Here is a 23,883-nt window from a genome sequence, read left to right as displayed (position 1 = left end):
TTTCTATGTACTTAACTCAATATAAGTAATGGCAAATGAGGTTTCTAGCTGCCAGAACCCTCATTTCCTTGGTTCTGGCAGCTTAATCTTCTCCATTATATATACTTTTTCAGCATTTCCTTTGTCTTTAAATCTGCAAAGCATGCTTCAACACTATTAAAATAAATGTGTTTATAATCTTCAAAACTCATATTAAATTCGTTAAATACTATAGTGCATTCATTCAGCATATTTGTAGCTGATACCGTTCTGTTATCCGTATTAATAGTTACTTTTATTCCATCTTTGTGAAAATTATAGATTGGATGTTCACGAAAATTATTCACTGCTTTTGTTTGGACATTACTTGTCGGACACATTTCCAGCACAACTTGTTGTTCCTTCACTATTCGATATGCTTCATCACAATCTTTCATAAATACTCCATGTCCAATCCTTTCAGCGCCCAAAAGTTTAACTGCCTCTAGTACATTTTTGCCTATACCAGTTTCACCAGCATGAATCGTTACTCGATAGCCATATTCTTTCGCTAATCGTATCGGTGCTTCGAAGATTCTACAAAACCCTTCCTCCTCAGATGCACATAAATCGATAGCAACAACTCCCTTTCCAAGGAAGCTTTTACCCTTTTCTACGACCTCAAAAGCACGATCTACCGACATCGTTCTCATACATGAAAGTATTAAGTTTCCTTTTATATCGTATTGATCTTCAGCGTCCTTCATTCCTTCTAAGACGCTTTGTATGATTTCTTCTACATCTAATCCTTTTTTAGTGTGAAGTAAAGGAGCAAATCGAACCTCCATATATTTTACATTTTCCTGTGCAGCATCTTCCAACAGCTCAAAGGCAATTCTTCTTAAATTTTCTTTTGACTGCATAACTAAATTCGGGATTGCGAATTTTCTCAAATATTCATCAAGAGATTCACATTCTATTGGAGCCGTGAGTTCTATCTGAATTTCTTCAAGATCAAAAGAAGGGATACCGATGTCTTCTCTCTTTGCTATATCAATGATCGTTTCAGGTCTAAGACTACCATCTAAATGGCAATGAAGTTCAATTTTAGGTAACTCTGCGAAATTCATAATAACCTCCTAATTTTATGTTATTTGAAAAGTAAAAAGGTAAAAAAAATTCCTGATTACGAAGAAAATACACTTACATGCACCTTCTTCGTAATCAGGAATTATCGGTTCCTGGTAGAGACCTCCAAACCATATCATTGGAGTTATACGAATTTTTTTCATCACTTTTGTAAAAGAATAATAAAAAAGAATTGGATAAGAAAATATCGTCCATCTAGTATTTCCATCCTTATCATAACAGATAAATTTTAAGGAATACAGGACATGATCTTTCTTGAAAACATGTCCCTTTTCTAGCTAGCTATCAAATCGACGTTGATACTTCCATACTCGCCCTTGCTGAACTTTCTTTCTTACCATGCATGAAATAGTAAAGAACGATAGTTGCCAAGATTACAACACCCATAATGACATACAGAGTACTATAGCCGGTTAATGGAATGATAAATCCAAGTAGATAGGGACCGAAGCCGAGCCCACCATCAAGAAATATAAAGAAAGTCGACGTTGCTAGACCCATTCGATGTGGAGGAGTCAATTTGACTGCGACTGCCTGGGTACTTGACTGCATATTACCGAAGCCGAAGCCAATAAGGATTCCTGATAATAATAAAATGATGCTATTGCTTGCTAAACTTAGAAGTAGCATCCCGGCAGCAAAGATAATAAAAGCTGGATACATGATAAAGTTTGCGCCTTTTGTGTCCATTAAGCGACCTGTGAATGGCCGCGATACCAATACTGCTACTGCATACACTATGAAGAAGAAGCTTGCTGTATCAACCAAGTCGATTTCAATTGCATAAAAGTTAATGTAAGAAAGGACACTAGAGTAACAGAAGGCTACGACCAGAGTAATAAATGCAATCGGCAGTGCCTTTGGCTCAACAAATTGGGAAAGCTTGAATCCTTTGATTTCAGGAGTTTTTGTTGATACTGGTAGTGTTGGCACATACACAAAGAATGCAGTTATCAAACCAATTACCCCTAAAGCAAGGCAGACACTAAAAATCATTTGGAAACTTGTATGTTGGCTCATATATAGTCCGATGAATGGCCCGATTGCTGTAGCTAGTGTCGCACTCATACTATAATAGCCGATGCCTTCCCCTTTTCGTGTTGAAGGGATCGTCTGAGCAACGATCGTTCCTGTCGCTGTGCTCGCTATACCAAGTGCAAGACCATGAATAAAGCGGGTAATAAGAAGAAAGGGGATGCCTAAATTCACAAAATATAAAAGTGTCGTCAAAATAAAAAAGATTAAACCAATGAATAACGTTCTCTTACGGCCAATCGAATCAATAAAACGACCGATAAACAGCCGACCAATTAACGTTCCGATAATAAAAATCCCCGTTACAAGTCCAGCCTGACTTGTTGAAGCATCAAACTTTTCCACTGCATAGACAGCGATTGTTACCATTAATAAATAAAAGACTAACGTTAAGAAAAAATTGACGGAGGAAACAATGACAAAATCCTTCGTCCACAATTTAGGTTTATTCATTTTTGTTACTCTCCTTATTTATAATATTATCCTGTATTTTAGGAAGTGTTTGGAACGTAGCGAATCGCTCTTCTTTAGGAATACCTTCCATAACGCTATATTCCAAGTTTGTTATCATTTTACGACATTCTTGGTAAATCTCTTCCCCTGATTCCGTTAACTGAATGATTTTTTCACGCCTATCCTTACCAGGAATTTGCCTGACGATTTGGAGTTCTTCTAAGCGGTGAACCCTCCTCGTAATGGTTGGCTTTTCCACATTATAGTGATTTGAAATATCTACAAGCGTCGAAGGTCCATTGTTTTTCACAAACACAATAACCTGCCATAAAGAGTAAGAAAGGTTATATGCGCTTAAGAGTTCGTTCAATGTAGTGATAAGTGGTCTATATAGACTTAAAAAATGTCGAAAAAAACCTTCCAATTTATTCACCTCTAAAAAGTTACTATGAGTAACTATTACTAAAGGTAACTATACTCTTATTTTTTTAAATGTCAAGGAAAGATCACAAAATAAGAAAAGCGCTAGCGTCCTTAATTATCGCCGAATAGGACGAAACTAAACCGATACGATATACAAAATTCAAAAAAGCAATATGTTCTTGACTTAGAACACAGACCTATTTTCTAAAATGAAATGCCGCTTGATCTAACCGTTATGTATCAATCTTGAGGTATTGAAAAATAAAAATAGGCTACCGAGCTGATAGCCCGATAACCATAATTTTTATTGTAATCCGATTTAATTGCGATTCACATTCTCCATCACTAAAGTTTTCCTTTTTCATATCATATTGATTAGTTACTGTGTAATTTTAATTAGGATCTAATTTGTCCTTGTCCATAAATGAAATACTTCGTGGACGTGAGTGCTGGTAGCCCCATTGGTCCTCTAGCATGAAGCTTTTGGGTGCTAATGCCAATTTCAGCACCATAGCCAAATTCAAATCCATCTGTAAAGCGAGTAGATGCATTATGATAAACAGCCGCCGCATCAACATTTGTTAAAAAGAATTTCGCTGCGACCTTATCATTTGTAAGAATTGCTTCTGAGTGCTTTGTTCCATAAGTATTGATATGATGGACAGCTTCTAATACATTAGCAACTGTTTTAACACTTAGTGATAAGTCTAAATATTCTGTAGACCAATCCTCTTCTGTCGCTTCGTTTACTTCAGGAAATTGTGCTAGAACTTTGTTATCGCCGAATAGATTTATACCCGTTTCATGCAGAAATTTCAACAAATCTTCCCCATGAATCTCTAACCATTTTTCTTGAATAACAAGGCTTTCCACAGCATTACATACCGAAGGACGCTGAGTTTTTGCATTTACAATAATATCTGTTGCCATTGCAAAATCTGCACTTTCATCAAGATAAATATGACAGTTTCCTGCGCCTGTTTCGAGAACGGGAACTGTAGATTCTCTTACAACTGTGTCTATTAGATTTTTACTCCCCCTCGGTATTAACACATCTAAATATTCACTTGCATGGAAAAGCTCTTTTGCTGTCTCTCTGCTAGTATCTTCAATTAATTGAACAGCATCAACCGGTAGTTTCGTGTTTTTCAATGCCTGATGAATGACCTTTATTATTGCTTGGTTAGAATGCTGTGCTGAAGAACTTCCACGTAAAATGACCGCATTTCCCGTTTTTAAAGAAAGCGTTGCAGCATCAATCGTTACATTCGGTCTAGCTTCATAGATCATCCCGATAACGCCAAGAGGAACTCGTTCTTTTTTTATTAACAGACCATTCTCTTTTTCTATCGTTTCTAATGTTTCGCCAATTGGATCAGGAAGCTCGATCAATAATTGAATCGCCTCTGCCATTGCAGTAATGCGCTTTTCATCTAACATAATTCGGTCAAGCACCGCAGTAGTTAAGCCATTTTCACTGCCTGCTACCAAATCTTTTTTGTTCTCCATCATTAAATAGGCTTGTTCAGCGATTAACTGTTCAGCAATCTTTTTTAATGCTTCATTTTTCTCAATTGTTGAAACATTGACCATTTGATAACTTGCAGCTTTGGCTCGAATTCCTTTTTCAGCTATTTCACTCATTATTTTTCCTCCTTAATTTTTACCCACTTATCTCGATGAATCACTTCGATTGCTGGAAAAACAACCTCATCACTTCTTTTGCCCATGACCGATTTTAGTTCATTTTCCGAATAGAGCACTTCTCCCTTTCCAAGCAGTCCTAATGATCCGTATACCTCAACTACATCTCCTTTATCAAAGCTACCAATCATTTTATAAATGCCAGCTGGAAGCAAACTGCTACCTTTTTTCACTAACGCTTCTTCGGCGCCTTCATCAACAAATAAGGCACCTGACACATGTGAATGAAGCGATATCCACTGTTTGTTTCTGGCTATGGTCGGGAGGGCATCTTTCCCAATATAGGTGCCGTCACCTTTTCCAGACATAATTTCTTTGAGCTTTTTACTTCCATCGCCAGTTCCGATAAAGACCTTTACCCCTAATGATAAAGCAGTTTTAGCAGCATAAAGCTTGGACTTCATTCCACCAGTCCCAACCTTCGAGTCAGAATCTCCTCCAAGCTTCATGAGATCATCGGTCACCATTTCTATATAATCAATTCGTTTCGCATCATGCTGTTTATTCGGATTCGCGTCATATAACCCATTTATATCCGTCAAAATGATAAGCTGATCCGCATGTACAAGTCCGCTTACTAAAGCAGATAGCATATCATTATCTCCAAAGGTTAGTTCTTCGATAGAAACCGTGTCATTTTCATTAATAATTGGCAGGATCCCTCGACTAAGCAATTCCGTCAATGTTTCATGTGCATTTCGATACCTATTTTTATTGGAAAAATCGGTTCTTGTTAATAAAATTTGTGCAGGAATGATTCCATATTCACTAAACTGCTCATTATACGACTGAATAAGTACACTTTGACCGACAGCTGCAGCAGCTTGCTTTCCTTTTAAGGTGACGGGACGTGAAGAATAGCCTAATTTCCGAAAACCAGCCGCAACGGCTCCGGAAGATACTAATAGTACCTCATGCCCAGCATCCTTCAACTTGGCAATCGCTGCTACATGATCCGTTATTTTTTCCTGATCAATTTGCCCCTTACTATTTGTTAAAGAGCTACTTCCTATTTTCACGACGATCCGTTTCTTTTGCATGAATATTTCCTCCATAAATCATCATTTATGTATAAAAAAACCCTTCTCATCCTCTAAAAAAAGGACGAAAAGGGTAAGTTTCCGTGGTACCACCTTTGTTGAATGCATTATTTTGCATCCCACTTTTCTTGTTAACGCCAAGGATACGCCCGGTTTTCTCCCAGGACTCCAGAAGCAGGTTCAATGGTTCATTGTGACGGGTTCTCAGCAATCCCCCGCTCTCTGACACAATAAATGACATTTACTATTCTTCTATCTTCGTTCAAGTTTTTATTAAGTATGCAAAAAAATTAGAAAATTGTCAATAGGTAATGAGAAAGTAGTATCACAGCTTTTATTTAATAAGCTTATTTCCTACTGTTCGCAGTTGCTCTCCGACAGTGCACTGCGAAATACAAAATTTATGGGCAAACCGTCTGCCTTTTTCTTTTTTAAATTGTTTATGAACAAAGCACCCTTTGCACTGAAGCTCTAAAATTTCTTGTACTTCATTATACCATTCATTCCTGCTCATCTTTTCTACTCCTTCTTTACTTTTTAAAACGATAAATCCTTTCATTTAACCTGAAGTTGACTATAAATTTCTTCTCCTCGGAGAGCTTGTGAAGCAAGTTGATCTGCTTCAGCGTTCTTTTTCCGGGTTATAGGATCGTAAATCGGCGTGATGTCAAGTTTTTTCAGCTTTTCCTCGATTCGATCCCCCCATGCATTCAATACCTTTTCAAAACAAGGCCATTCTCCTGATAATTGGTTTAGGACCACTTGGGAATCTCCATGGAATGTAACGATTTGGTGATGTACACCAAGTATCTCTAGCTGATTCATTGCTTCATAAAAAGCAGCATATTCAGCTTCATTATTCGATTCAAGCTCCTCTAGTAAACCGTTCAGACGAATTCTAAAACTTTCCCTGCCTTGTTTATAATAAATAACTACACCAATGCCGGTCATATTTGAATCCTTATGATAGCCACCATCAAAGTAGACCGTTACATCCTGAGGTTCATGCTCGATTTCAGTTAATAATTTTTTCATTTCCTTCTTTGTCCAAGAGGTTCCTCTTTCATCTTTGAACTCTATGTCCTTCAAACGTCCTGTTTTTTCAAGATCGTCTGCAATAATCAACGCTTCTTTTGCAGAAATCCAATCCGAGGTAAACATGGCAGAGGGTTTCTTAGCCTGATGATACTGCCAAAGCATGGTGACCTTCAATTCATTACCCCCTAATAAACTTTTTCAAATATTTATACAAAATTCATTCATTAAAGACTATAATAACTGTTGTGTCTTCATACTAAACGATATTATTTTCTCATATTTTACGCAGAAATACATGGATTCATGCTTATTATTGAATGAAAGAAATATCAGATATGTTACTTAAGGATTTTACTGAACATTATCAAATTATTCTACATGAAGGACATGAGGACGGGGCTTCGCGACTTACTAATAAGCTCTCTACTTAGCAGGTATCCTTATTTTTATTATAGAGAGTACCTCAAACTCCGGCTTCGCACCGCCACCATTGTGATTAGGTGAGTGTAGCGTATTATAGGATTAATCCTTCATGGTAAATGGTGCGTTTTAATGCCATACAAATTTTCTAAGGAAGTGTTTATCATCATGATTGAGGTACATATCGATGGGGCTAGTGCAGGAAATCCTGGACCGAGCGGCGCTGGCATTTTTATAAATAATAATGGAACAGTCGAACGGCATTCCATTCCACTTGGAAATATGGAAAATCACGAAGCGGAGTACTGGGCATTGATTAAGGCTCTGGAAATTTGTCTGAGTCATCAATTTAAGATTGTTTCATTTCGTACAGATTCACAACTTATTAATCAAGCAGTTGAAAAAGGATTTGTGAAAAATAAAAGGTATTCTACATTATTAGATCAGGTCCTCGATTTGTCTAGTAAATTGGACTTGTTTTTTCTAAAGTGGATTCCAAGTAGCGAGAATAAATCCGCTGATGAGCTAGCAAGGAGAGCGGTTCGAATGAATAATAGAGGTACAGAATCATGAAGAAAGCGACAGTAGCAGATTTAACCTTATTATTTGTCGTTTTCATTTGGGGTTCAACATTCGTTATGGTTCAAAATGCAATCGGTTTCTTAGAGCCACATCTATTTAATGCGATCCGTTTTTTTATCGCAGCTGTTTTACTAATTATTGGTTATCGAATTTTTTATTCCAAAAAAATCGATGTGATTTGGACAAGATCTTTACTTTTTTCTGGAATTAAAATCGGCATCTGGCTGTTTTTGGGCTACGCCTTTCAAACAGTTGGTTTATTAACGACAACGCCTGCAAAAGCAGGTTTTATCACCGGCTTAAGTGTAGTACTCGTCCCGCTATTTTCTTTGCTGTTATTGAAGCAAAAATTACGACTGCCAACCATTCTGGGCGTGCTATTTGCGACTTTTGGATTATATTTTTTAACAGCTGCAAAAGGCTCTACGATCGTATTTGGTGATGTTCTCGTATTTTTCTGTGCCATCAGTTTTGCGATGCAGATCATTATGACCGCAAAATATGCGAAAGCACATCCAGCCTTGCCATTAACGATTATCCAAGTCTTGTCGGTTGCCATTCTTTCTTTCGTGTCGGCCCTTTTATTCGAAGATTTCTCTGTGCTAATGAACCCAGACGTTATGCTAAAGCCAGACGTTTGGAGTGCTTTACTTGTTACTGCTTTTTTTGCGACAGCTTTTGCATTCTTTGCCCAAACCTATTTTCAAAGCTATACCTCTCCAACGAGAGTTGCGTTGATTTTTGCAATGGAGCCTGTATTTGCGGCACTAACATCCTTTGTTTTAATCGGCGAAAGTCTTACAACCGTGTCACTTATTGGCTGTTTATTTATTCTTACAGGCATGATTTGTGCCGAGTTACCTTTTCCGAAAAAATTAGCCGCCCAACTTGAATAGGGCGGCTTAGCTAACAATTCAAGTAGCTTTCATTTCACCATTCTATCTAATTTAACAATCCCTGTTCACGGGCAAATCGTTCAGCTTTAGAACGACTGGCTATCTTATTTCTCTTCATGGTTTCCAGTAAAGAAATATAAAAGCTACCATCGAAGTTTTTTTGTGCTTTTAACGTTAATTCTATGGCTATATTAACAAGGAAATCGCTCGCTTTTGTATAACGCTGGCCGAAATAAATAAAGCCAATGGCATCTTCTCCAAAAGTGAAGCCTTTTTCTTCTAGAAAACAAACATATTCCTCCACTGTTTTCTCCACAAACATTCACTCCATCCTTTTCCATTCTACATATTACCTTAAATCACCCTATTTGACTATCCATTTTTCGACAAAAGTTTCCATATTATTTTTGAACTTTAAGGAAATAGTAGAGCTAGGAGGTGTTTTCATTGAGCAAAAATCGCAACCGTGGCAATGATGCATTTAGCGGAGTAAATCCTCAAGGGTATTCAGGTGGAGGCAAAGGCAACACAAGTCCTAAATCGCAATTAGAACAAAAAGCCAAGAAAGAAAATCATAAATAAAGTGAAACTTCCATCAGTGGGGGGTTCCTCATCCCACTGATGGTTAGTTGAACCAATCGGACCTTTATGGGCAGTTTGATCCCCCACCTATCTTCATTTTTCATGCTCAAAATCTTGAGGTGGGGGTCTTACTGCCCGTTAAGAGTGGGATAATAGTTAAACGAACAATAACATAAAAGTCATGAGCAGTCTCAATCAGCGTGGATTCTCCCCATCAAAATTGACATATATTGAGGGCTTTTCTGCTAGTAGACCGACTTCCCAAGTGATCCAATTATATCTTTCGTAAAATGTACTGTGGAAAAAACCGCATTCCGGATCATAGGACCCTAGGGTGCGGTTTTTTATTAGATGATTCGTTGAATCGTTTTGAATTCATGGTCTTCTGCTAGCTTTCTAACCTTTTCCTGGTCATAGCGATAAACGCTCGTTTCAAGTGGACATGAAATAGGAACATCACATTTAATTTCTGCGAGCTGTCTTGATAAATGAAGCATGTCAACGGCATCTTGGATTTTTGTTTGTTGAGTTTTTGTAAGTGATGCAAGATTATTGAGAATACCTTCAATATTTTCATATTGAATGAGCAACTTCAACGCTGTCTTCTCTCCTATCCCTTTTACTCCCGGATAATTATCCGCAGTATCACCCATCAGTGCTTTTAAATCAATCATTTGCTTTGGTGTAATACCCTTCCACTCAAAAAAGCTTTCGCCATTATGGACTTCATAGTTTCCATATCCTTTTTTAAGCAGTACAACAGAAATGCGATCATCAATCAATTGCAGCATGTCCTGATCACCGGTCAATATTGATACATGACTTTCATTCATAGCTGTTTTGGCAATGGTTCCCATGCAATCATCTGCTTCATATCCAATAACACCAATGTTAGGAATGCTAAATGCTTCAACAGCTTCCTTTGCCAACTCAAACTGAGGTCTCATCTCAACCGGCGCTTCCGATCGATTTGCCTTATATTCCGGGAATAAATCGTTACGGAAGGTTTTACTTCCCATATCCCAACAAACGGCAACATGACTTGGTGAAAAATGATCAATAGCCATGAGCATATGTTTAAGAAAACCTTGAACTGCATTCGTTGGAACGCCTTTCGAATTAATCATAAATTGTCCGGTTACTGCTGTTGCATAAAATGCTCTAAATAAAAGCGCCATTCCATCGACAAGCAAAAAGGATGGCAGCTGGTCTTTTTCTTTTACATCCAAAACAATCACCTCATACACTACTCTACTATTATTTCAGGATAATTACTAGTTTCATAAAAATAAAGTGAAACTTTAATCGGCGGGGCTTACTGCCCGTTAATGCGAGATAAAGTCAGCTTTTCTTAGCAACCTCATTCTCCTCATAAGAAATCCAATCACTAAAGCTTCCCACGTATAGCTTAACTTGTTCGAATCCTGCTTCTTTTAGTGCAATATAATTCGGCGCGGCTGTGACACCTGAGCCACAATACACGATCACTGATTGAATATTGCTTAATTCAGCAAACCTTTCTCGTTGTTTTTCAGCAGATAAAAATGAGCCATCCTTTATTCCATCATTCCACATTTTATTAAGTGCAAATGGGATATGTCCCGCAACTTTATCAATTGGCTCTTCTATTCCCATATAACGTCTTTCTTCCCGAGAATCAAGCAGAGTAACTTCATTCGGCTTGCGATTCACATATTCTTTCACTTCAGCATATGTAGCAAGAATGGTAGAATCAGTCACAACTTCGAAAGTTTGTTTATTGTAATGAGGCAACTCTCCGTCTACTCCTCCCCCTGCTCGTTTCCATGCAGGGTAGCCGCCATTTAGAATTTGCACATGTTTATGCCCTAGGTAGGATAGCATCCAAACAAATCTTGAGGCAAAGGCTCCTTCTCCACCATCATAAGCGACCACTCTTGTGTTATTCCCAATTCCCGCTTCTTCAAGCTTTTGTTTAAATTCATCAAGATTAGGCAGCGGGTGTCTGCCACCATGGGTACCCACCGATCCTGACATATCTTCTTCAAGATGGAAATACACAGCTCCAGAAATATGTTCTTTGTTATAACGTTCTCTGCCGTATGAAGGTTCACTAAGCTTAAATCGGCAATCGACAATTCTAATTTCTTCAGCTTTCATTGCTTCCAATAATTCATACGTTTCAATCAAATATGACATTTTTTTGTTTGCTCCTTTAATTAGGGTTGTTTCAAGGATCAGCCCCCGCATTTTTTGCCTTACTTTTGATTTAAACGTTTAACTTCTTCTACAATTTGTTCATAGCGGGGAATATCAATCGTTTCTTCAAGAGCAGCTTGTAGACCTGCAAAAATTTCAGTGAGTTCTGCTTCACTATTTTTTTGCAGCAAAATCAATTGTTGCGCAAGATGCTCTTGATAGCTTTCATTTAACTGCTCCCTTTTTGCATTCACATAATCAAGTGCTGGTTTATCCAACTTTTCTTTTAGCGCATCATTCATTTTGACTTTTTCATTTTTCTCAAAGAATGTTTTTGGGTTCTTAAATAAGGCAAGTTCTTTTTTAAATTCATTCTCTGTTAGCCCAATAAACGCACGCTTGAATTCAATAATTGGACCCTTTTGTGATTCATACGGTTTTAGGGCTATGTTCTTCTTTACCTTTTGAATTTGCTCCATCATCGATTTTTGCTTTTCTAAAACGAGCTTATTCACGTATAATTCAGCTCTTAAAGCGGTTGCTCGCATTTCTTGAGCAAAATCAAAACCTAATGCTTCTAATAAACTGATTAACGATTGTTTCAAGACGACTTTCACATCCTGTCCATCATCTTTTAATACAGCTGGATTAAAGGATTCTTTGAAAAAATCAGAAAATCGGAAAAACACTCGCTGTTTGCTATAAAAGATCAGCTCATCGAGTTCTTTTTTCAAACGTTGTTTATCGGTTTCACCGCTCATTTCCTGCACAATTTTTGTCATTTTTTGAAAATCTACCTTTTGCTTGAGCAATGCTTTTCGCTTCGTTTCTTTATCTTGCTTAGATGTGATAATAACATCCATCAATAACTCCTCAGCCCGAATCATGGCAGCTTTTGCTGATTTTAAAGCAAGATCCATTAGGTCATGTTCGATAAACGCATGAAACTGGGCTTCAAATTTGACAATGCCACTGTCTGGAAGAAAAGGATGGGAAAACGAGCCTTGTTTCTGCTTTTCTCCTAAAGCACCTTTACTGCTTAGCGCAAATAGCTTCGGAAAACGGATACCAAAACCAGACAATTCATCTTTTACATACTCTTTGACCTCATTGATCTCATCTTGTGACTCTGCTAAATCAGCGGCATTGACAATGAAGAACATTTTATCCATCGCAAAGGAGTCTTTCACTCGGCCAAGTTGGATGAGAAATTCACGATCAGCTTTTGAAAATGGATGATTATAGTAGGTTACGAACAGAACTGCATCAGAGTTCTTAATGTATTCAAATGCGGCATCGGTATGTCGGGCATTAATCGAATCTGCCCCAGGTGTATCGACTAATACCATGCCTTGCCTCGTCCATTCACAGTCGTAATATAATTCAATTAAATCAACCAGACAAGACTTCATCTCTTCGGCAGCAAATTGACGAAATCCAGCCAAATCCACAGTCAAAGTCGTACCAAGCTCGCTTTTGTATTGCAGCAATCCTGCGTGAAAAGCACGTAAAAATGACAATTGTGTTTTACCCGTTTCAGTTTTGCTGTTTTTTTCGATAAGGACTTTAGAAAGATGATGCGCTTCATCTAGATTTGCTGCTTTTTCTGCAAAAACAGCGAGCGCTACATTCACATCTTCAAGGAGCATGGCTTCCGTTTTAAGCTTGACGGATGCAGTCCCATGCTTATGGGCTTGATCTGCTGCCATAATTTTATTGATTGCCGCTGTTGTCGGGTTTGGTGAAACAGGGAGTACGCTTTCTCCCATCAATGCGTTGGCAAAGGAAGATTTCCCTGCACTGAAAGCACCAAATAAAGCAACAGTAAACGTTTGATTTTCAAGTCGTTTAGATTTTTCCTTTAATTCTTTATATAAAGATTGAAAACCTTTTAAAGGTGAAATCAAATTTGCGACTCCCGACAAACTAACAGCTGTTTGGTGTAGTTTATCTTTCGAACTGATTCGCTTGGTTGCTACTTGCGATTCTACTCGACCTAAAGGAACTTCTTCCTTTTTCTTCTTCTTTTCAACCTTATTCTGCTGTTGAATTTCCTCTTGAACGGTTATTTTTCTTTCTGCTTCATTTTCTTCTTTCAGCCAAGCTGCCAATATTTGTTCTACTTGAGGCTGTTGGTTTCCATTACCTGCAAGTATTTTAGCAAGCTCGTCTTTTTCTTCTTGGAGTTCTTTTTCCATCGCATTGACCAAAATTAACGCATATTGGTACGATGAAAACCGCTTCAATTCAACATCTAATTCCTGAGTGCGCCGCTCGTTCTTTTCCAGCATTTTTTGAGAAAGTCGATCTATGAATTGTTCACACGATTTTCTTGCTTCTCTTTTAATTGCTTCAGAAAGCTCATTTGTATAATTTAATACATATTCTCCCGTAATTTGGACTTGCCCCTTAAGTAAACTAGTTAATAAGGATTCCGTAATCTCTACGTGTAGGCTCTGTGCAGTTTGTTCCATCAGCGCATCATGGACGCCAGACGCAGCCACCGTTTGGACAGCTTGCTCTTTAATATGCCATTCTAACTGTGTTTTGACTTTTTCCTGTATATCTGTTAGAAATACTTGTCTTCGTTCTTGACGTTCTTGTTCTGTTTTTTTCTTTGTGAAAAACAGACCCGTTTTAAAGTCTCTCTGCGTGGAATCTAGGAATTGATTGGCCAATTCGCGGGTTCCTGCAGGCATGAGTATGGCATTTTTTATGATAGATTGTGTTCCTTGAGCAAAGTTCTCTTTCACCAGTTCTATATTACGAACTAATTCATGTTTTTCCTGAAGAAGTAGATTCACACTTTCTGTTATCACGGCTCTTTCAGTATCAGGAAGGCTATATAATGACTCAAGTTCTTCTGAATGCGCCTCCTCATATTTATCCTTTAACCAACTAAGATGCTGATTGATTACCCTTTTCGTAGAAACAATTAGGGTATGCTCACGATTTGTTTCTTTATTTTGAACTAAAGTGCCAATAAATTGCCGGACGGTTTCAACATCATTATGAGAATTCGTCAAATCACGAATGGATGTGAAAAACATACCATCGGGAATGACACCCCAAGCCCCGAAAGCATCACGAGCGGATTGTTTAAATGTTTCAAAACTTAGTTCGTTTTCATCGTGTTTATCAATCATATTGACCATTAGATAGAGAGACTTGCCCGCTTCTGTCAGTTCCCTCGTAAAAAGAAAGTTCACTTCTGATTGAACATGATTATAATCCATCACATAAAAAACGACGTCGGCTAAATGAAGGGCGGACTCAGTTGAAATTCGATGAGCATCATCTGTTGAATCGATACCAGGTGTATCCATAATCACACAAGTATCAGGTAAAGGAAAATCCTTCGAGCTAATTGTAATAGAGGATACGGTATCACCATCTTTTGCAAAATTCTTAACAGCAGCGTAATCATATGGAGCAGGAAATATTACAGGTTTACGGTTACGATAATAGACCTTTGCAAAGCCTTCACCTTTTTGAACTTTCACCGTATTCGCACTTGTCGGGATTGGACTCGATGGAAGCAATTGTTTATTTAATAAGAAATTAATCATACTTGATTTTCCTGCTGAGAAGTGCCCGCAGAACGCTATCACATATTCTTCTTTCTGAGATTTTAGCAAAAGTTCTTTTATTTTCTCTGCATTCGTTTGATCTCCCTCTGCAGAAAGTTTTTCGTATAAGGACATTAAGTCAGTGAAGTTGTAAGTTAGTGTTGTATCAGTGTAAACCATTCATCTCTTCCCCTTAAATATCGTTGTATAATTACGATTTATCATATGCATTATCAAATGGAAAATTCAATACAAGCTTGTCTTTTAATTGTAAACGATTTCGTTAAGTATTCATATGTTTGGAAATGAATTAACGAAAAGAATAAAAAAACAACCAAGTATATTACCTGGTTGTCGGTGTCGGGATGTATGTTTGGTTATTTTTCGTTATGTTTTGTTTCATTGCCGGACCTTTTTGTGCTTTTTTAGAGCTTGCAATATGGCTTAACACATATTTCATCACAAAGCTATATGTAACAATTGTTAGTAAAACAAAAAACCAGACCATTTTATACACCATCCTTATATAAATTAATTTATAGTTGTCTCAATTGATAATCATTTTCATCTTATATAGAGATCTTATCACGAACGATAATCATTTTCAATAAGATTTTTATTATTTTTTATTTTTTTGGAAAACGGTGGAATAGCTTGTTAAATTCTTCAACGCTCTTTCTTCAATTGGAATTCGAACTGACATAGCCCATGCATTTAGGCATGTGAACAATGTTGCTGTGACAAAGGCATTATATAAGAATGATATGACTAGGATCTCTGTTGCAACAATGATATAGTTCGGATGTTTTACATATTTATAGGGTCCTTTCGCAATAACCTCTACATCTGGCAAAACGATAATTTTCGTATTCCAATACGGTCCAAGTGATGCAATGACCCAGACTCTTCCAATCTGTACTAGTAAAAATATACTTAGCCAAAAAGGCCATATTGCCGAGACATTTTTATCAAGAAAATTGACCTCTGCAATGAATGACGAAAAGAACCCAAGATGCATAAGGACAATCCATGGATAATGGGAGCTACCGAACTCAAGCCCCCCTTTCGCCTTTAAACGATCTTCGTTATATCTCGCCAATACAAGTTCGCTTAGTCGCTGTACCGCGAGCAGCGTAATAAATAGTAGAAATGTCATTCTTCCCACCTCATTAATAGTAATTCTGAACTAAAGCCAGGCCCAAGCGCAGCCGCAAGACCATATTCTCCTTCGCTTATATCTTGTTCCATAAATTTCTCTAGCACATAAAGAATGGTGGCAGAAGACATATTACCATGCTCTCTTAACACTTCCATCGAAATCTTCACCATTTCCTCATGAAATCCTAATGATTCACAATACGCATCAATTACTTTCTTACCACCTGGGTGGGCAATGAAATGGCGAATATCTTGCTGGTTCATATCGTTTTTCTCGAGAAAAACGTCTACATTCGGACTCAACCAATTGCTAATAATCGTCGGTATATCTTTTGAAAAAATAACATGAAGGCCTTCATTTTTCACGTCCCAGCCCATGACATCTAATGAATCTGGCATTAAAGTGGACTGTGTAGATAGTATTTTAGGGACTCGTTTTACTTGACTTATTTTTTTACGTGCAACATCATCACCGCAAATAAGCGTGCATGCAGCTCCATCTGAAAACAAAGATGAGCCGATTAAGTTACTTTTCGACCGATCATTCCTTTGAAAAGACAGGCTACATAGCTCGACAGATAGAACAAGCACTTTTGCTTCTGGAAATGCCTTGCAATACTCGAAGGCTCGAGACAACCCTGACGCACCTCCTGCACAACCTAAACCCCATAGCGGTATTCTCTTCGTATGAGGGGAGAAAGGGAGAATATTCATAATTCGTGCATCAATGGTTGGCGTCGCTATGCCTGAACTTGTTACGAAAAAAATCGCTTCAATTTCTTGTAATGCTACTTCTTGTTTCAAAAAAGTTGCATTAGATAGACAGCTTTGAATGGCTTTAGTTCCATATGTCACAGCACCCTCAATAAAAGCATTGTTTCGCTCTTCGAATGTATGATCTTGTTTAAACCAATCCAAATCTTTAATAAAATAGCGCGTATCCACTTGTCCATTTTTAAATGCCCGCAATAACCGATCAATATCTTTAAAAGTAGAACCAAATATTTCACGTGAAAATTCCATTAATTTTTCTTGAGCAAATAAATAAGGTAGCTGGATATGTGATGTTGATAAAATATATGGCAATATTTCCACCTCCAGTGATAATGATGGTTATCATTCCCAAAATCACTTTCTTTATTCATAGCTTCGATTATCATAGGCTGAGCAAAAAAATCAGTCTAAAGACCTAAAAATCGACATCATTCTTGTTTTTTTAACAAAATTTTCGTTCTTTTCTAAAATTACCAGTCCCAAATACCCAATAAAGTGGTATGATTAATTATATTGTTTTATGGAGGTAATAGAATGAGTGTTACCACACAGATTTCAGGCGTTTTAAATGGGACCATTCAAGCAGTAAAGACGATTATTCCCCTCAATCTCGAAATGAGCAAACCATTATTAATTAATGAACCATTTCTACAAAACGGTATTGGGGTCTTAATAGGTATGACTGGCGATGTCCGTGGAAGGTTACTAATCGAAGGTAATCAAGACGCAATTGGCCGGATTGGTGAAACGATGTTCGGCATGACGTTAGAAGGAGAAATGCTAGAATCCTTTGCTGCAGAGCTTGGGAATATGATTGCTGGAAATTTAGCTACCCAACTTACGGTTGACAATATCGTAATGGATATCTCCCCGCCAACAGTGTTAGTCGGCGAAACTAAACTATATGGATTTGAAAAAGCCATACATTTGTCCATAACGATTGAGGCTGATCAAGAAATCCACATTCTATTAATGATTGAATCATAATGTCATTTCGTAAATAGAATGAATGATTACAGACGATTATTGATTTCGTCTGTATTTTTTTACAAAACAAATATGGCGTTAAAACGCCGCCATTTACTATGAAGGACGTATCATGAAGCACACTACACTCACCTAATCTCAATGGTGGCGGTGCGAAGCCGGATTTTGGATGTTTTCTCTAAGGTAAAATCAGTAAATCCGATAAATAGGTTGATTATATCAGTAAGTAGCGAAGCCCCGTCCCCATGTCCCTCATACAAAAAAAGCAAGTAACGGTCGAAGTCACTCACTTGTGCAAACTATCATTCATGCATGTCTAAAGCTGATTTTCCGAGTTAAATCTACGAGATTGCTTTTGCACTTCAATAATGATATCTTGAAATTCATTTCTTCCACAATGATCGCAAATTGATTCTACGGTTAACAATGTTCTGCAGTGTTTGCAATATTTCTTTTCCACATACTCCACTCTCTTTCGTATACTTATTCTTATAAGATATGAATGAGGTGGTTAACTGTTTCCATTTCACTTTATTATTGCATATAAAAAGGCTGTTTCAATGAGATTACCATTGAAACAGCCTCTTCTTCATCTTTTACCCTGTGGGTTAAGATGCCTTCTGCTCAAGCACTATAGGATTACTAATACTTCGTTTAGAAGGAATCATGTTAAATAAGATATTAAGGAAAATGGCCGATATACTTCCTGCTACAATTCCATTGCTTGTAAGGATCTGCAAGCTTTCCGGTAATTTCAAGAAAACGTCTGGGACGACAGTGACCCCAAGCCCCAAGCCCACGGAGCAAGCAATAACCAATAAATTCTCTTGTCTTGCAAAGTCAACTTGGCTCAGCATTTTTATGCCTGCAGCGATCACCATTCCAAACATGGCAATCATGGCACCGCCAAGTACAGATGTAGGAATTACTGTTGTTAGAGCTCCCATTTTCGGAACTAGCCCGATCACAACTAACATGACCCCTACAGTATAGATTACATTCTTACTTTTCACACCAGATAACTGGACGAGCCCTACATTTTGGGAAAACGCGGTATAAGGAAATGCATTGAATAGGCCACCTAACACAATCGCTAGCCCCTCTGCACGATATCCTTTCGTTAAATCAGCTTGACTGATTTTTCGATTTGTAATATCACCTAATGCATAATAAACGCCAGTTGACTCAACTAAACTTACAATCGCGACTAGTATCATTGTTAAAATAGCTGGTATATTAAAAGTTGGCATCCCGAAATAAAATAAATGCGGCATATGAAAAATTGATGCATCTGCAACTGGTGAAAAATCAACTTTTCCGAAAAACGAAGCAGCTACTGTTCCAACCAGCAAACCGATTAATATAGAAATAGATCGTATGAATCCAGTAAAAAATTTATACAAAATGATAATCAATAGAAGTGTACCAAATCCAAGTAGCACATTTTCTAACGACCCGAAATCTTTAGCTCCTTGTCCTCCAGCTAGGTTATTCATCGCTACAGGTATAAGTGTGATTCCAATAATCAAAACGACAGAGCCAGTCACAAGCGGCGGAAAGAAACGAGCAAGTTTTCCGAATGATTTCCCTATTAGCATCACAACAAGACCCGAAACAAGAATCGATCCATAGATGGACGTGATACCATATTGTCCACCGATTGCGATCATCGGGCCAACTGCGGTAAAGGTACAGCCGAGTACTACAGGCAGGCCGATTCCAAAAAAGCGATTTGTCCAAACTTGTAAAATGGTCGCAATTCCACACATGAAGATATCAATCGATACAAGATAGGTTAATTGTTCTACGCTTAATCCTAATGCGCCACCAACGATCAGAGGCACAATAACAGCACCCGCATACATGGCTAAGACATGCTGAATTCCTAGCGACGCCGTTTTAAGCGGATGATTACTCATGGATTGCACCCTCCGGCTCTTCTACAAATGTAATCTCTCCTAGACTAAGTGCTTCGATCTTTGCAAGGGATTCAACACGTACGCCTTGTTTTCGTAATTTTTCACCACCATCTTGAAAGGCTTTTTCAATCACAATTCCGATTCCTACTACAGTGGCATTCACTTTATGACAAATTTCCATTAATCCTAAAGCCGCCTGCCCATTCGCAAGGAAATCGTCAATGATTAACACTCTGTCCCCGCTACCAATAAACTTATTGGATACGGCGATTTCATTTGCTTCTTTTTTGGTAAAAGAATATACATTTGCTGTAATGAGATCATCAGTTAACGTCACCGATTTGCGCTTTCTAGCGAAAATCATTGGAACAGAAAGCTCAAGGGCAGCCATCACACCAAGACCAATCCCGGATGATTCGATGGTAAGGACAACATCTATCTTTTCATCTTGAAATCTACGTTTAAATTCTTTCCCCATTTCGTGCATTAGAACGGGATCCATTCTATGGTTTAAAAAAGAATCGACTTTCAGTATGCTCTCGGATAATGCTTGTCCTTCTTCTAGGATTTTCGTTTTCAGTAGTTGCATGTGTATACTCCCCCAATTCATCATGATCTTTTCACTCATTACCCTTGTTATTTTAGAATATAAAAAAACCCAAGGATCATTACCTGACTCCAAATAGTAGAGTGAGACAATCATTCTTGGGCATTACATGGACAGGTAAACATACAAATAGTACCGGCCTGCATGATTAGCATCAAGTATATATGACTCACTCATAGTCAGATCATTTATGGTAATCCGGTAGAAACTTGCAGGCCATATCCCTGCTATTATATGAGTGTAACTGAATATTATTATTGTAATAAAATTATATCAGGTGTCATTCGATTTGAACAGAACTTTTTTTCTTCTTTTTGTTAATAATTGAATACCGCAAAACCTTCACATTTTATCTATAAAATCTCCGAAAGATATTTGCCCACAATCTAACTAGCTTTATGTTTATCATTTGAACAATCATCTGTTACCATATTCGTTTTGTACGATTATTCACTTTAATGATGTTGGTAAAACAGCGATGACTTTATCAAGAGTTGATCTTGAAAGACTTTTCTCAGTAAGGATATGAACAGTACCTGAATCTTCGCTTGTACGAATTAATCGGCCCATGCCTTGTCTCAAGCGTAAAAGCATATACGGTAAGTCTACTTGTTCAAAAGGATTAGCACAAGCATCACGTTTCGCCTGAAATACAGGATCATGTGGCGGGAACGGTAGCGAAAAGATAATGACATTCTTTAGTGAATCTCCTGGTACATCTAAACCTTCCCACAAATGGTAAGAGAACAGAACAGAAGTTTCCTCCTCTTGAAATTTCTTTACCAGCTCGCTAATTTCTACATCCCCTTCAAAATAGAAAGAATAAGGAGAGGATACAGCCTGTCTTTTAAACCACTGAAGCTCTTCTTTTGATTGGAAAAGGACTAATGTCCTACCTTCTGTTTCTTTGATACTGTTAAGAGTATAAGTTAGCTTAGCATCAGCGTCATCTGTTGAAAAAACAGGCAACTTAATATCCATCACTTCATCATATTCAAATGGGGAAGAAACTGAAAAATGACTAGAGTTTTTAATCCCTAAACTGTCTGCAATATAATCAAATGAACCGTCATTTGATAGAGTTGCTGACGAGAAAATATAAGGAATTTTCTTCGTGAACACTTCTTCAGACAGAATTTCTTGAACAAGCCTTGGCATGATGACCAATGTTTTACTATTTTCAGTTTGCTCAAACCATGTGATCGCTTGTTCATTTTTGACAAATAACGAAAGGGAATAGTTCAATTGCTCTAAATACTCTTCCGTCACCTTCAAATCATATTCATTAATTGTATAAAGCTCTGCTTCAAATACGAGACTTTCTTCAAGTTCTTCTACTTTCTTATGAAGCTTAACGGCTAATGAATGAATTTCGTTCGATGCTGGTATTTCAGAGCGGTTTGAACCGGTAACAGGGACCGATTGTTCATGTAGGACCGCAAAGAAATTTTCACTCATATCGATTAAATCTTCTATCATATAAAGCGTTTCTTCGCGAACTTCATTCGCAACTAGGGACTCTAGAACGGTAGCTAAAGTCGCTTCACCTATTTTATATGTGAGTGCTTTTTGAGCAGAGTACTCCAATAAATGTCCTTCATCAAATACGACACAGCTGTATTCAGGTAATAACGGTAGCTGTCCTTCACGCTTTCGCTTTTCTTTTGTCCAAATATGCTCCATAAAGAAATCATGGGAACAAATGATTAAATCGCTTGATTTACGATAATGGTCACGTGAAAGCGTCTGACCACAGCGATGTCTCACATCACAGGTAAAACAATTTTGCAGCTGATCCCAGCCTACCTGTGACCATTCTTCATCATTTAGGTATGGGTATTGCTTTCGATCGCCATATGCCGTATATGCAGACATTGACTCATTACCATGTACGAATTTAGGAAGAGAGTCATAAACCTGATCAATTCCTTCTGAATCCACTGTATTAACAGCATGTTCCAACTTTTTAAGACATAGGTATTGATCATGATATTTTGCTAAGCGAACATCAACTGTTAATCCAAGGGATTCTTTAATTTTCTGTATATCCCCTTCTTCTTTCACCAATTGCTCGATGAGTGTTTCATCAGCACAAGAAATGATCGCCGGTTTATTCGTATAGCGCGCATAACAGATTGCATAAAGCAAGTAAGCTAGTGTCTTTCCAGTCCCTACTCCTGCTTCAGCGAACATCACTTGTTTTTCTTTAAAAGCTTTTTCTAATTGAAAAGCCATAAAAATTTGTTCATCTCTTAATTCAAAGCCTTTTTCTGGTAAGATGTCATAAAAAACATCCCCTATCCACTCAGAAAGCTTATCGTAAAATGAATCTTCTTTCGTTATCGGAAAAGGCAGCGACTGGATCATCAATTTCCTCCTAATAAGAAAAGCGCAAGCGCCTTGGTTAAGGTGCCATAGCTAGACATTTTATGTTTATATTTAAGAATAATCTTCATCTATTCGTTCCATGTTCATGATGGTTGAAGTTTTCATTTGTGAAATTTCTGTTCATTTATCCCGCTTTAACGGGCAGTAAGGCCCCTACCTCAAGGCTTAGAGGAATCGAAGAAGCGTCGATGGGAGGATGAAGCCCCCCACTAATTGAAGTTTCACTTTATATGATTCGTAACGAACCAACAGGGGATTCTACGTACATCATGGTGGTTAAAATTTACTTTATCAGCAAAATTACATTATCCTTTATTTCTCGTTGACCGTCAAGATATTACTAAGGCAACATGGTAGCATTTCAGCTAAAAAGATAGTTCATTCCAGATGAAAACAGGCCCCCAAGAAAGGGAGCCTGTTTATATATGATTAATCTTATTATGCTTTGTTTACGTTAGTAGCTTGGGGTCCACGTTGACCTTGTTCTACTTCGAAAGTAACTTCTTGACCTTCATCAAGAGATTTGAAGCCTTCTCCTTGAATAGCTGAGAAATGTACGAATACGTCGTCTCCGCCTTCACGTTCGATAAATCCAAATCCTTTTTCTGCGTTAAACCATTTTACTTTACCTTGTTCCATTGTTGTTGCCTCCTAGTGTGATAGCACACAGTGTATTACTATCCTTGCCCTGATGATAATGAAGATAATGTGTCATACAACAGCTATTTCTTTCATATCGAACAAAAATAATTCTTTATTAGAATAACAGATAGTCCTAATAAAAGCAAGCATAAGCAGAAAATAAGTACTCGTTCACCAGAATCAACTTCCTTTGGATAATCTTAAAAAGCCTTTGTACAATTCTAATCGTTCTTTCATATTCGCAATAGCTTTTGCTATATGTACAGGAAGATCAATATGGAAGCTATATTTATCACAGTTTAACTAACCATTAGCATTGAATAAAAAGAGCCCACAGGCACTAGCCTGCAGACTATTCATAATAAACCTATGCTACACATC

Annotated in this window: 22 protein-coding genes, 2 riboswitches and 1 other annotated feature; of the genes, 4 read left to right on the top strand and 18 right to left on the bottom strand. The window is 37.7% G+C overall.

The window, feature by feature from the left end; translation table 11 throughout:
* Positions 1-95: 95 nt before the first annotated feature.
* The 7 genes from add to ACIQZI_RS06510 form a co-directional block, all read right to left on the bottom strand.
* A complete protein-coding gene (gene add, locus ACIQZI_RS06540; protein ID WP_403070735.1) occupies positions 96-1,088 on the bottom strand; it encodes an adenosine deaminase in 993 nt (330 codons plus the stop codon).
* 71 nt (positions 1,089-1,159) lie between these two features.
* A riboswitch (purine riboswitch) is annotated at positions 1,160-1,259 on the bottom strand.
* 133 nt (positions 1,260-1,392) lie between these two features.
* Positions 1,393-2,595 (bottom strand): MFS transporter, encoded by a 1,203-nt coding sequence (locus ACIQZI_RS06535; RefSeq protein WP_403070729.1) that lies wholly within the window; start codon positions 2,593-2,595, stop codon positions 1,393-1,395.
* Positions 2,588-2,965: a MarR family winged helix-turn-helix transcriptional regulator gene (locus ACIQZI_RS06530; protein WP_403070726.1), complete on the bottom strand. Its 378-nt coding sequence runs from the start codon at positions 2,963-2,965 to the stop codon at positions 2,588-2,590. The genes ACIQZI_RS06535 and ACIQZI_RS06530 overlap by 8 nt, the downstream gene beginning before the upstream one ends.
* Before the next feature lie 449 nt (positions 2,966-3,414).
* Positions 3,415-4,662 (bottom strand): glutamate-5-semialdehyde dehydrogenase, encoded by a 1,248-nt coding sequence (locus ACIQZI_RS06525; RefSeq protein ID WP_403070723.1) that lies wholly within the window; start codon positions 4,660-4,662, stop codon positions 3,415-3,417.
* A complete protein-coding gene (gene proB / locus ACIQZI_RS06520) occupies positions 4,662-5,762 on the bottom strand; it encodes a glutamate 5-kinase (RefSeq protein WP_062178772.1) in 1,101 nt (366 codons plus the stop codon). Before proB ends, ACIQZI_RS06525 begins: the two co-directional genes overlap by 1 nt.
* Positions 5,763-5,819: 57 nt before the next feature.
* Positions 5,820-6,030: a binding site (T-box leader), on the bottom strand.
* A 66-nt stretch (positions 6,031-6,096) separates the two neighbouring features.
* Positions 6,097-6,276 (bottom strand): zinc-finger domain-containing protein, encoded by a 180-nt coding sequence (locus tag ACIQZI_RS06515; RefSeq protein WP_062183122.1) that lies wholly within the window; start codon positions 6,274-6,276, stop codon positions 6,097-6,099.
* Positions 6,277-6,317: 41 nt separating this feature from the next.
* Complete coding sequence (locus ACIQZI_RS06510) at positions 6,318-6,974, bottom strand: ribonuclease H family protein (RefSeq protein WP_403070718.1); 657 nt, start codon at positions 6,972-6,974, stop codon at positions 6,318-6,320.
* 414 nt (positions 6,975-7,388) lie between these two features.
* Between ACIQZI_RS06510 and ACIQZI_RS06505 the strand changes: the two genes are divergently transcribed.
* The gene (locus tag ACIQZI_RS06505; RefSeq protein WP_062178766.1) at positions 7,389-7,793 is read left to right on the top strand and encodes a reverse transcriptase-like protein; all 405 of its coding nucleotides are present in this window, start codon (positions 7,389-7,391) and stop codon (positions 7,791-7,793) included.
* The gene (locus tag ACIQZI_RS06500) at positions 7,790-8,698 is read left to right on the top strand and encodes a DMT family transporter (RefSeq protein WP_403070715.1); all 909 of its coding nucleotides are present in this window, start codon (positions 7,790-7,792) and stop codon (positions 8,696-8,698) included. The genes ACIQZI_RS06505 and ACIQZI_RS06500 overlap by 4 nt, the downstream gene beginning before the upstream one ends.
* Positions 8,699-8,744: 46 nt before the next feature.
* Here ACIQZI_RS06500 and ACIQZI_RS06495 read toward each other — a convergent pair whose 3' ends face one another.
* On the bottom strand, positions 8,745-9,014 hold the full coding sequence (locus ACIQZI_RS06495; protein WP_403070713.1) for a DUF6123 family protein: 270 nt from the start codon (positions 9,012-9,014) through the stop codon (positions 8,745-8,747).
* Positions 9,015-9,136: 122 nt separating this feature from the next.
* Here ACIQZI_RS06495 and ACIQZI_RS06490 point away from each other — a divergent pair, with 122 nt between their 5' ends.
* Positions 9,137-9,280: a small, acid-soluble spore protein L gene (locus ACIQZI_RS06490; RefSeq protein ID WP_156187544.1), complete on the top strand. Its 144-nt coding sequence runs from the start codon at positions 9,137-9,139 to the stop codon at positions 9,278-9,280.
* Positions 9,281-9,627: 347 nt separating this feature from the next.
* Here the strand turns inward: ACIQZI_RS06490 and ACIQZI_RS06485 are convergent, their stop codons facing one another.
* From ACIQZI_RS06485 to ACIQZI_RS06460, 6 genes are all read right to left on the bottom strand, one after another.
* Positions 9,628-10,458 (bottom strand): 5'-3' exonuclease, encoded by an 831-nt coding sequence (locus ACIQZI_RS06485; protein WP_062183116.1) that lies wholly within the window; start codon positions 10,456-10,458, stop codon positions 9,628-9,630.
* Positions 10,459-10,621: 163 nt separating this feature from the next.
* Positions 10,622-11,458 (bottom strand): sulfurtransferase, encoded by an 837-nt coding sequence (locus ACIQZI_RS06480; RefSeq protein WP_403070708.1) that lies wholly within the window; start codon positions 11,456-11,458, stop codon positions 10,622-10,624.
* A gap of 59 nt (positions 11,459-11,517) precedes the next feature.
* Positions 11,518-15,207 carry a dynamin family protein gene (locus ACIQZI_RS06475; protein WP_403070705.1) on the bottom strand — a complete coding sequence of 1,230 codons (3,690 nt, stop codon included), beginning with the start codon at positions 15,205-15,207 and terminating at the stop codon, positions 11,518-11,520.
* Between the two features lie 163 nt (positions 15,208-15,370).
* Positions 15,371-15,535, bottom strand: coding sequence for a hypothetical protein (locus tag ACIQZI_RS06470; protein WP_403070702.1), 165 nt, complete (start codon positions 15,533-15,535; stop codon positions 15,371-15,373).
* A 111-nt stretch (positions 15,536-15,646) separates the two neighbouring features.
* Positions 15,647-16,183, bottom strand: coding sequence for an isoprenylcysteine carboxyl methyltransferase family protein (locus ACIQZI_RS06465; RefSeq protein ID WP_403070699.1), 537 nt, complete (start codon positions 16,181-16,183; stop codon positions 15,647-15,649).
* Entirely contained in the window at positions 16,180-17,271 is a 1,092-nt protein-coding gene (locus ACIQZI_RS06460) for a type III polyketide synthase (RefSeq protein ID WP_403070696.1), read from the bottom strand. The genes ACIQZI_RS06465 and ACIQZI_RS06460 overlap by 4 nt, the downstream gene beginning before the upstream one ends.
* Before the next feature lie 222 nt (positions 17,272-17,493).
* On the opposite strand from ACIQZI_RS06460, the gene ACIQZI_RS06455 reads away from it, so the two are divergent.
* On the top strand, positions 17,494-17,946 hold the full coding sequence (locus ACIQZI_RS06455) for a chemotaxis protein CheX (RefSeq protein WP_062178749.1): 453 nt from the start codon (positions 17,494-17,496) through the stop codon (positions 17,944-17,946).
* Positions 17,947-18,554: 608 nt separating this feature from the next.
* Here the strand turns inward: ACIQZI_RS06455 and ACIQZI_RS06450 are convergent.
* The 4 genes from ACIQZI_RS06450 to ACIQZI_RS06435 form a co-directional block, all read right to left on the bottom strand.
* Positions 18,555-19,865, bottom strand: coding sequence for a nucleobase:cation symporter-2 family protein (locus ACIQZI_RS06450; protein ID WP_403070692.1), 1,311 nt, complete (start codon positions 19,863-19,865; stop codon positions 18,555-18,557).
* Positions 19,858-20,454: a xanthine phosphoribosyltransferase gene (locus ACIQZI_RS06445; RefSeq protein ID WP_403070689.1), complete on the bottom strand. Its 597-nt coding sequence runs from the start codon at positions 20,452-20,454 to the stop codon at positions 19,858-19,860. Before ACIQZI_RS06445 ends, ACIQZI_RS06450 begins: the two co-directional genes overlap by 8 nt.
* A gap of 174 nt (positions 20,455-20,628) precedes the next feature.
* Positions 20,629-20,730, bottom strand: a riboswitch (purine riboswitch).
* Positions 20,731-20,922: 192 nt separating this feature from the next.
* Positions 20,923-22,839, bottom strand: a complete 1,917-nt coding sequence (locus tag ACIQZI_RS06440) for an ATP-dependent DNA helicase (protein WP_403070686.1) — start codon at positions 22,837-22,839, stop codon at positions 20,923-20,925.
* A 459-nt stretch (positions 22,840-23,298) separates the two neighbouring features.
* On the bottom strand, positions 23,299-23,499 hold the full coding sequence (locus ACIQZI_RS06435; protein ID WP_028391509.1) for a cold-shock protein: 201 nt from the start codon (positions 23,497-23,499) through the stop codon (positions 23,299-23,301).
* Positions 23,500-23,883: the final 384 nt, after the last annotated feature.

Source organism: Peribacillus sp. NPDC096379, assembly GCF_044762875.1.
In the GTDB taxonomy this organism is placed as follows: Bacteria; Bacillota; Bacilli; order Bacillales; family DSM-1321; genus Peribacillus.
The sequence above is the reverse complement of the archived record's forward strand: the minus strand, read 5'-3'. Positions and strand labels throughout refer to the sequence as shown.

Bases quoted from the DNA above. Each gene is read 5' to 3' on its own strand.
- add (WP_403070735.1), bottom strand. From the start codon at position 1,088: ATGAATTTCGCAGAGTTACCTAAAATTGAACTTCATTGCCATTTAGAT.
- ACIQZI_RS06535 (WP_403070729.1), bottom strand. From the start codon at position 2,595: ATGAATAAACCTAAATTGTGGACGAAGGATTTTGTCATTGTTTCCTCC.
- ACIQZI_RS06525 (WP_403070723.1), bottom strand. From the start codon at position 4,662: ATGAGTGAAATAGCTGAAAAAGGAATTCGAGCCAAAGCTGCAAGTTAT.
- proB (WP_062178772.1), bottom strand. From the start codon at position 5,762: ATGCAAAAGAAACGGATCGTCGTGAAAATAGGAAGTAGCTCTTTAACA.
- ACIQZI_RS06515 (WP_062183122.1), bottom strand. From the start codon at position 6,276: ATGAGCAGGAATGAATGGTATAATGAAGTACAAGAAATTTTAGAGCTT.
- ACIQZI_RS06505 (WP_062178766.1), top strand. From the start codon at position 7,389: ATGATTGAGGTACATATCGATGGGGCTAGTGCAGGAAATCCTGGACCG.
- ACIQZI_RS06500 (WP_403070715.1), top strand. From the start codon at position 7,790: ATGAAGAAAGCGACAGTAGCAGATTTAACCTTATTATTTGTCGTTTTC.
- ACIQZI_RS06485 (WP_062183116.1), bottom strand. From the start codon at position 10,458: ATGGCGCTTTTATTTAGAGCATTTTATGCAACAGCAGTAACCGGACAA.
- ACIQZI_RS06480 (WP_403070708.1), bottom strand. From the start codon at position 11,458: ATGTCATATTTGATTGAAACGTATGAATTATTGGAAGCAATGAAAGCT.
- ACIQZI_RS06475 (WP_403070705.1), bottom strand. From the start codon at position 15,207: ATGGTTTACACTGATACAACACTAACTTACAACTTCACTGACTTAATG.
- ACIQZI_RS06470 (WP_403070702.1), bottom strand. From the start codon at position 15,535: ATGGTCTGGTTTTTTGTTTTACTAACAATTGTTACATATAGCTTTGTG.
- ACIQZI_RS06465 (WP_403070699.1), bottom strand. From the start codon at position 16,183: ATGACATTTCTACTATTTATTACGCTGCTCGCGGTACAGCGACTAAGC.
- ACIQZI_RS06455 (WP_062178749.1), top strand. From the start codon at position 17,494: ATGAGTGTTACCACACAGATTTCAGGCGTTTTAAATGGGACCATTCAA.
- ACIQZI_RS06450 (WP_403070692.1), bottom strand. From the start codon at position 19,865: ATGAGTAATCATCCGCTTAAAACGGCGTCGCTAGGAATTCAGCATGTC.
- ACIQZI_RS06445 (WP_403070689.1), bottom strand. From the start codon at position 20,454: ATGCAACTACTGAAAACGAAAATCCTAGAAGAAGGACAAGCATTATCC.
- ACIQZI_RS06440 (WP_403070686.1), bottom strand. From the start codon at position 22,839: ATGATCCAGTCGCTGCCTTTTCCGATAACGAAAGAAGATTCATTTTAC.
- ACIQZI_RS06435 (WP_028391509.1), bottom strand. From the start codon at position 23,499: ATGGAACAAGGTAAAGTAAAATGGTTTAACGCAGAAAAAGGATTTGGA.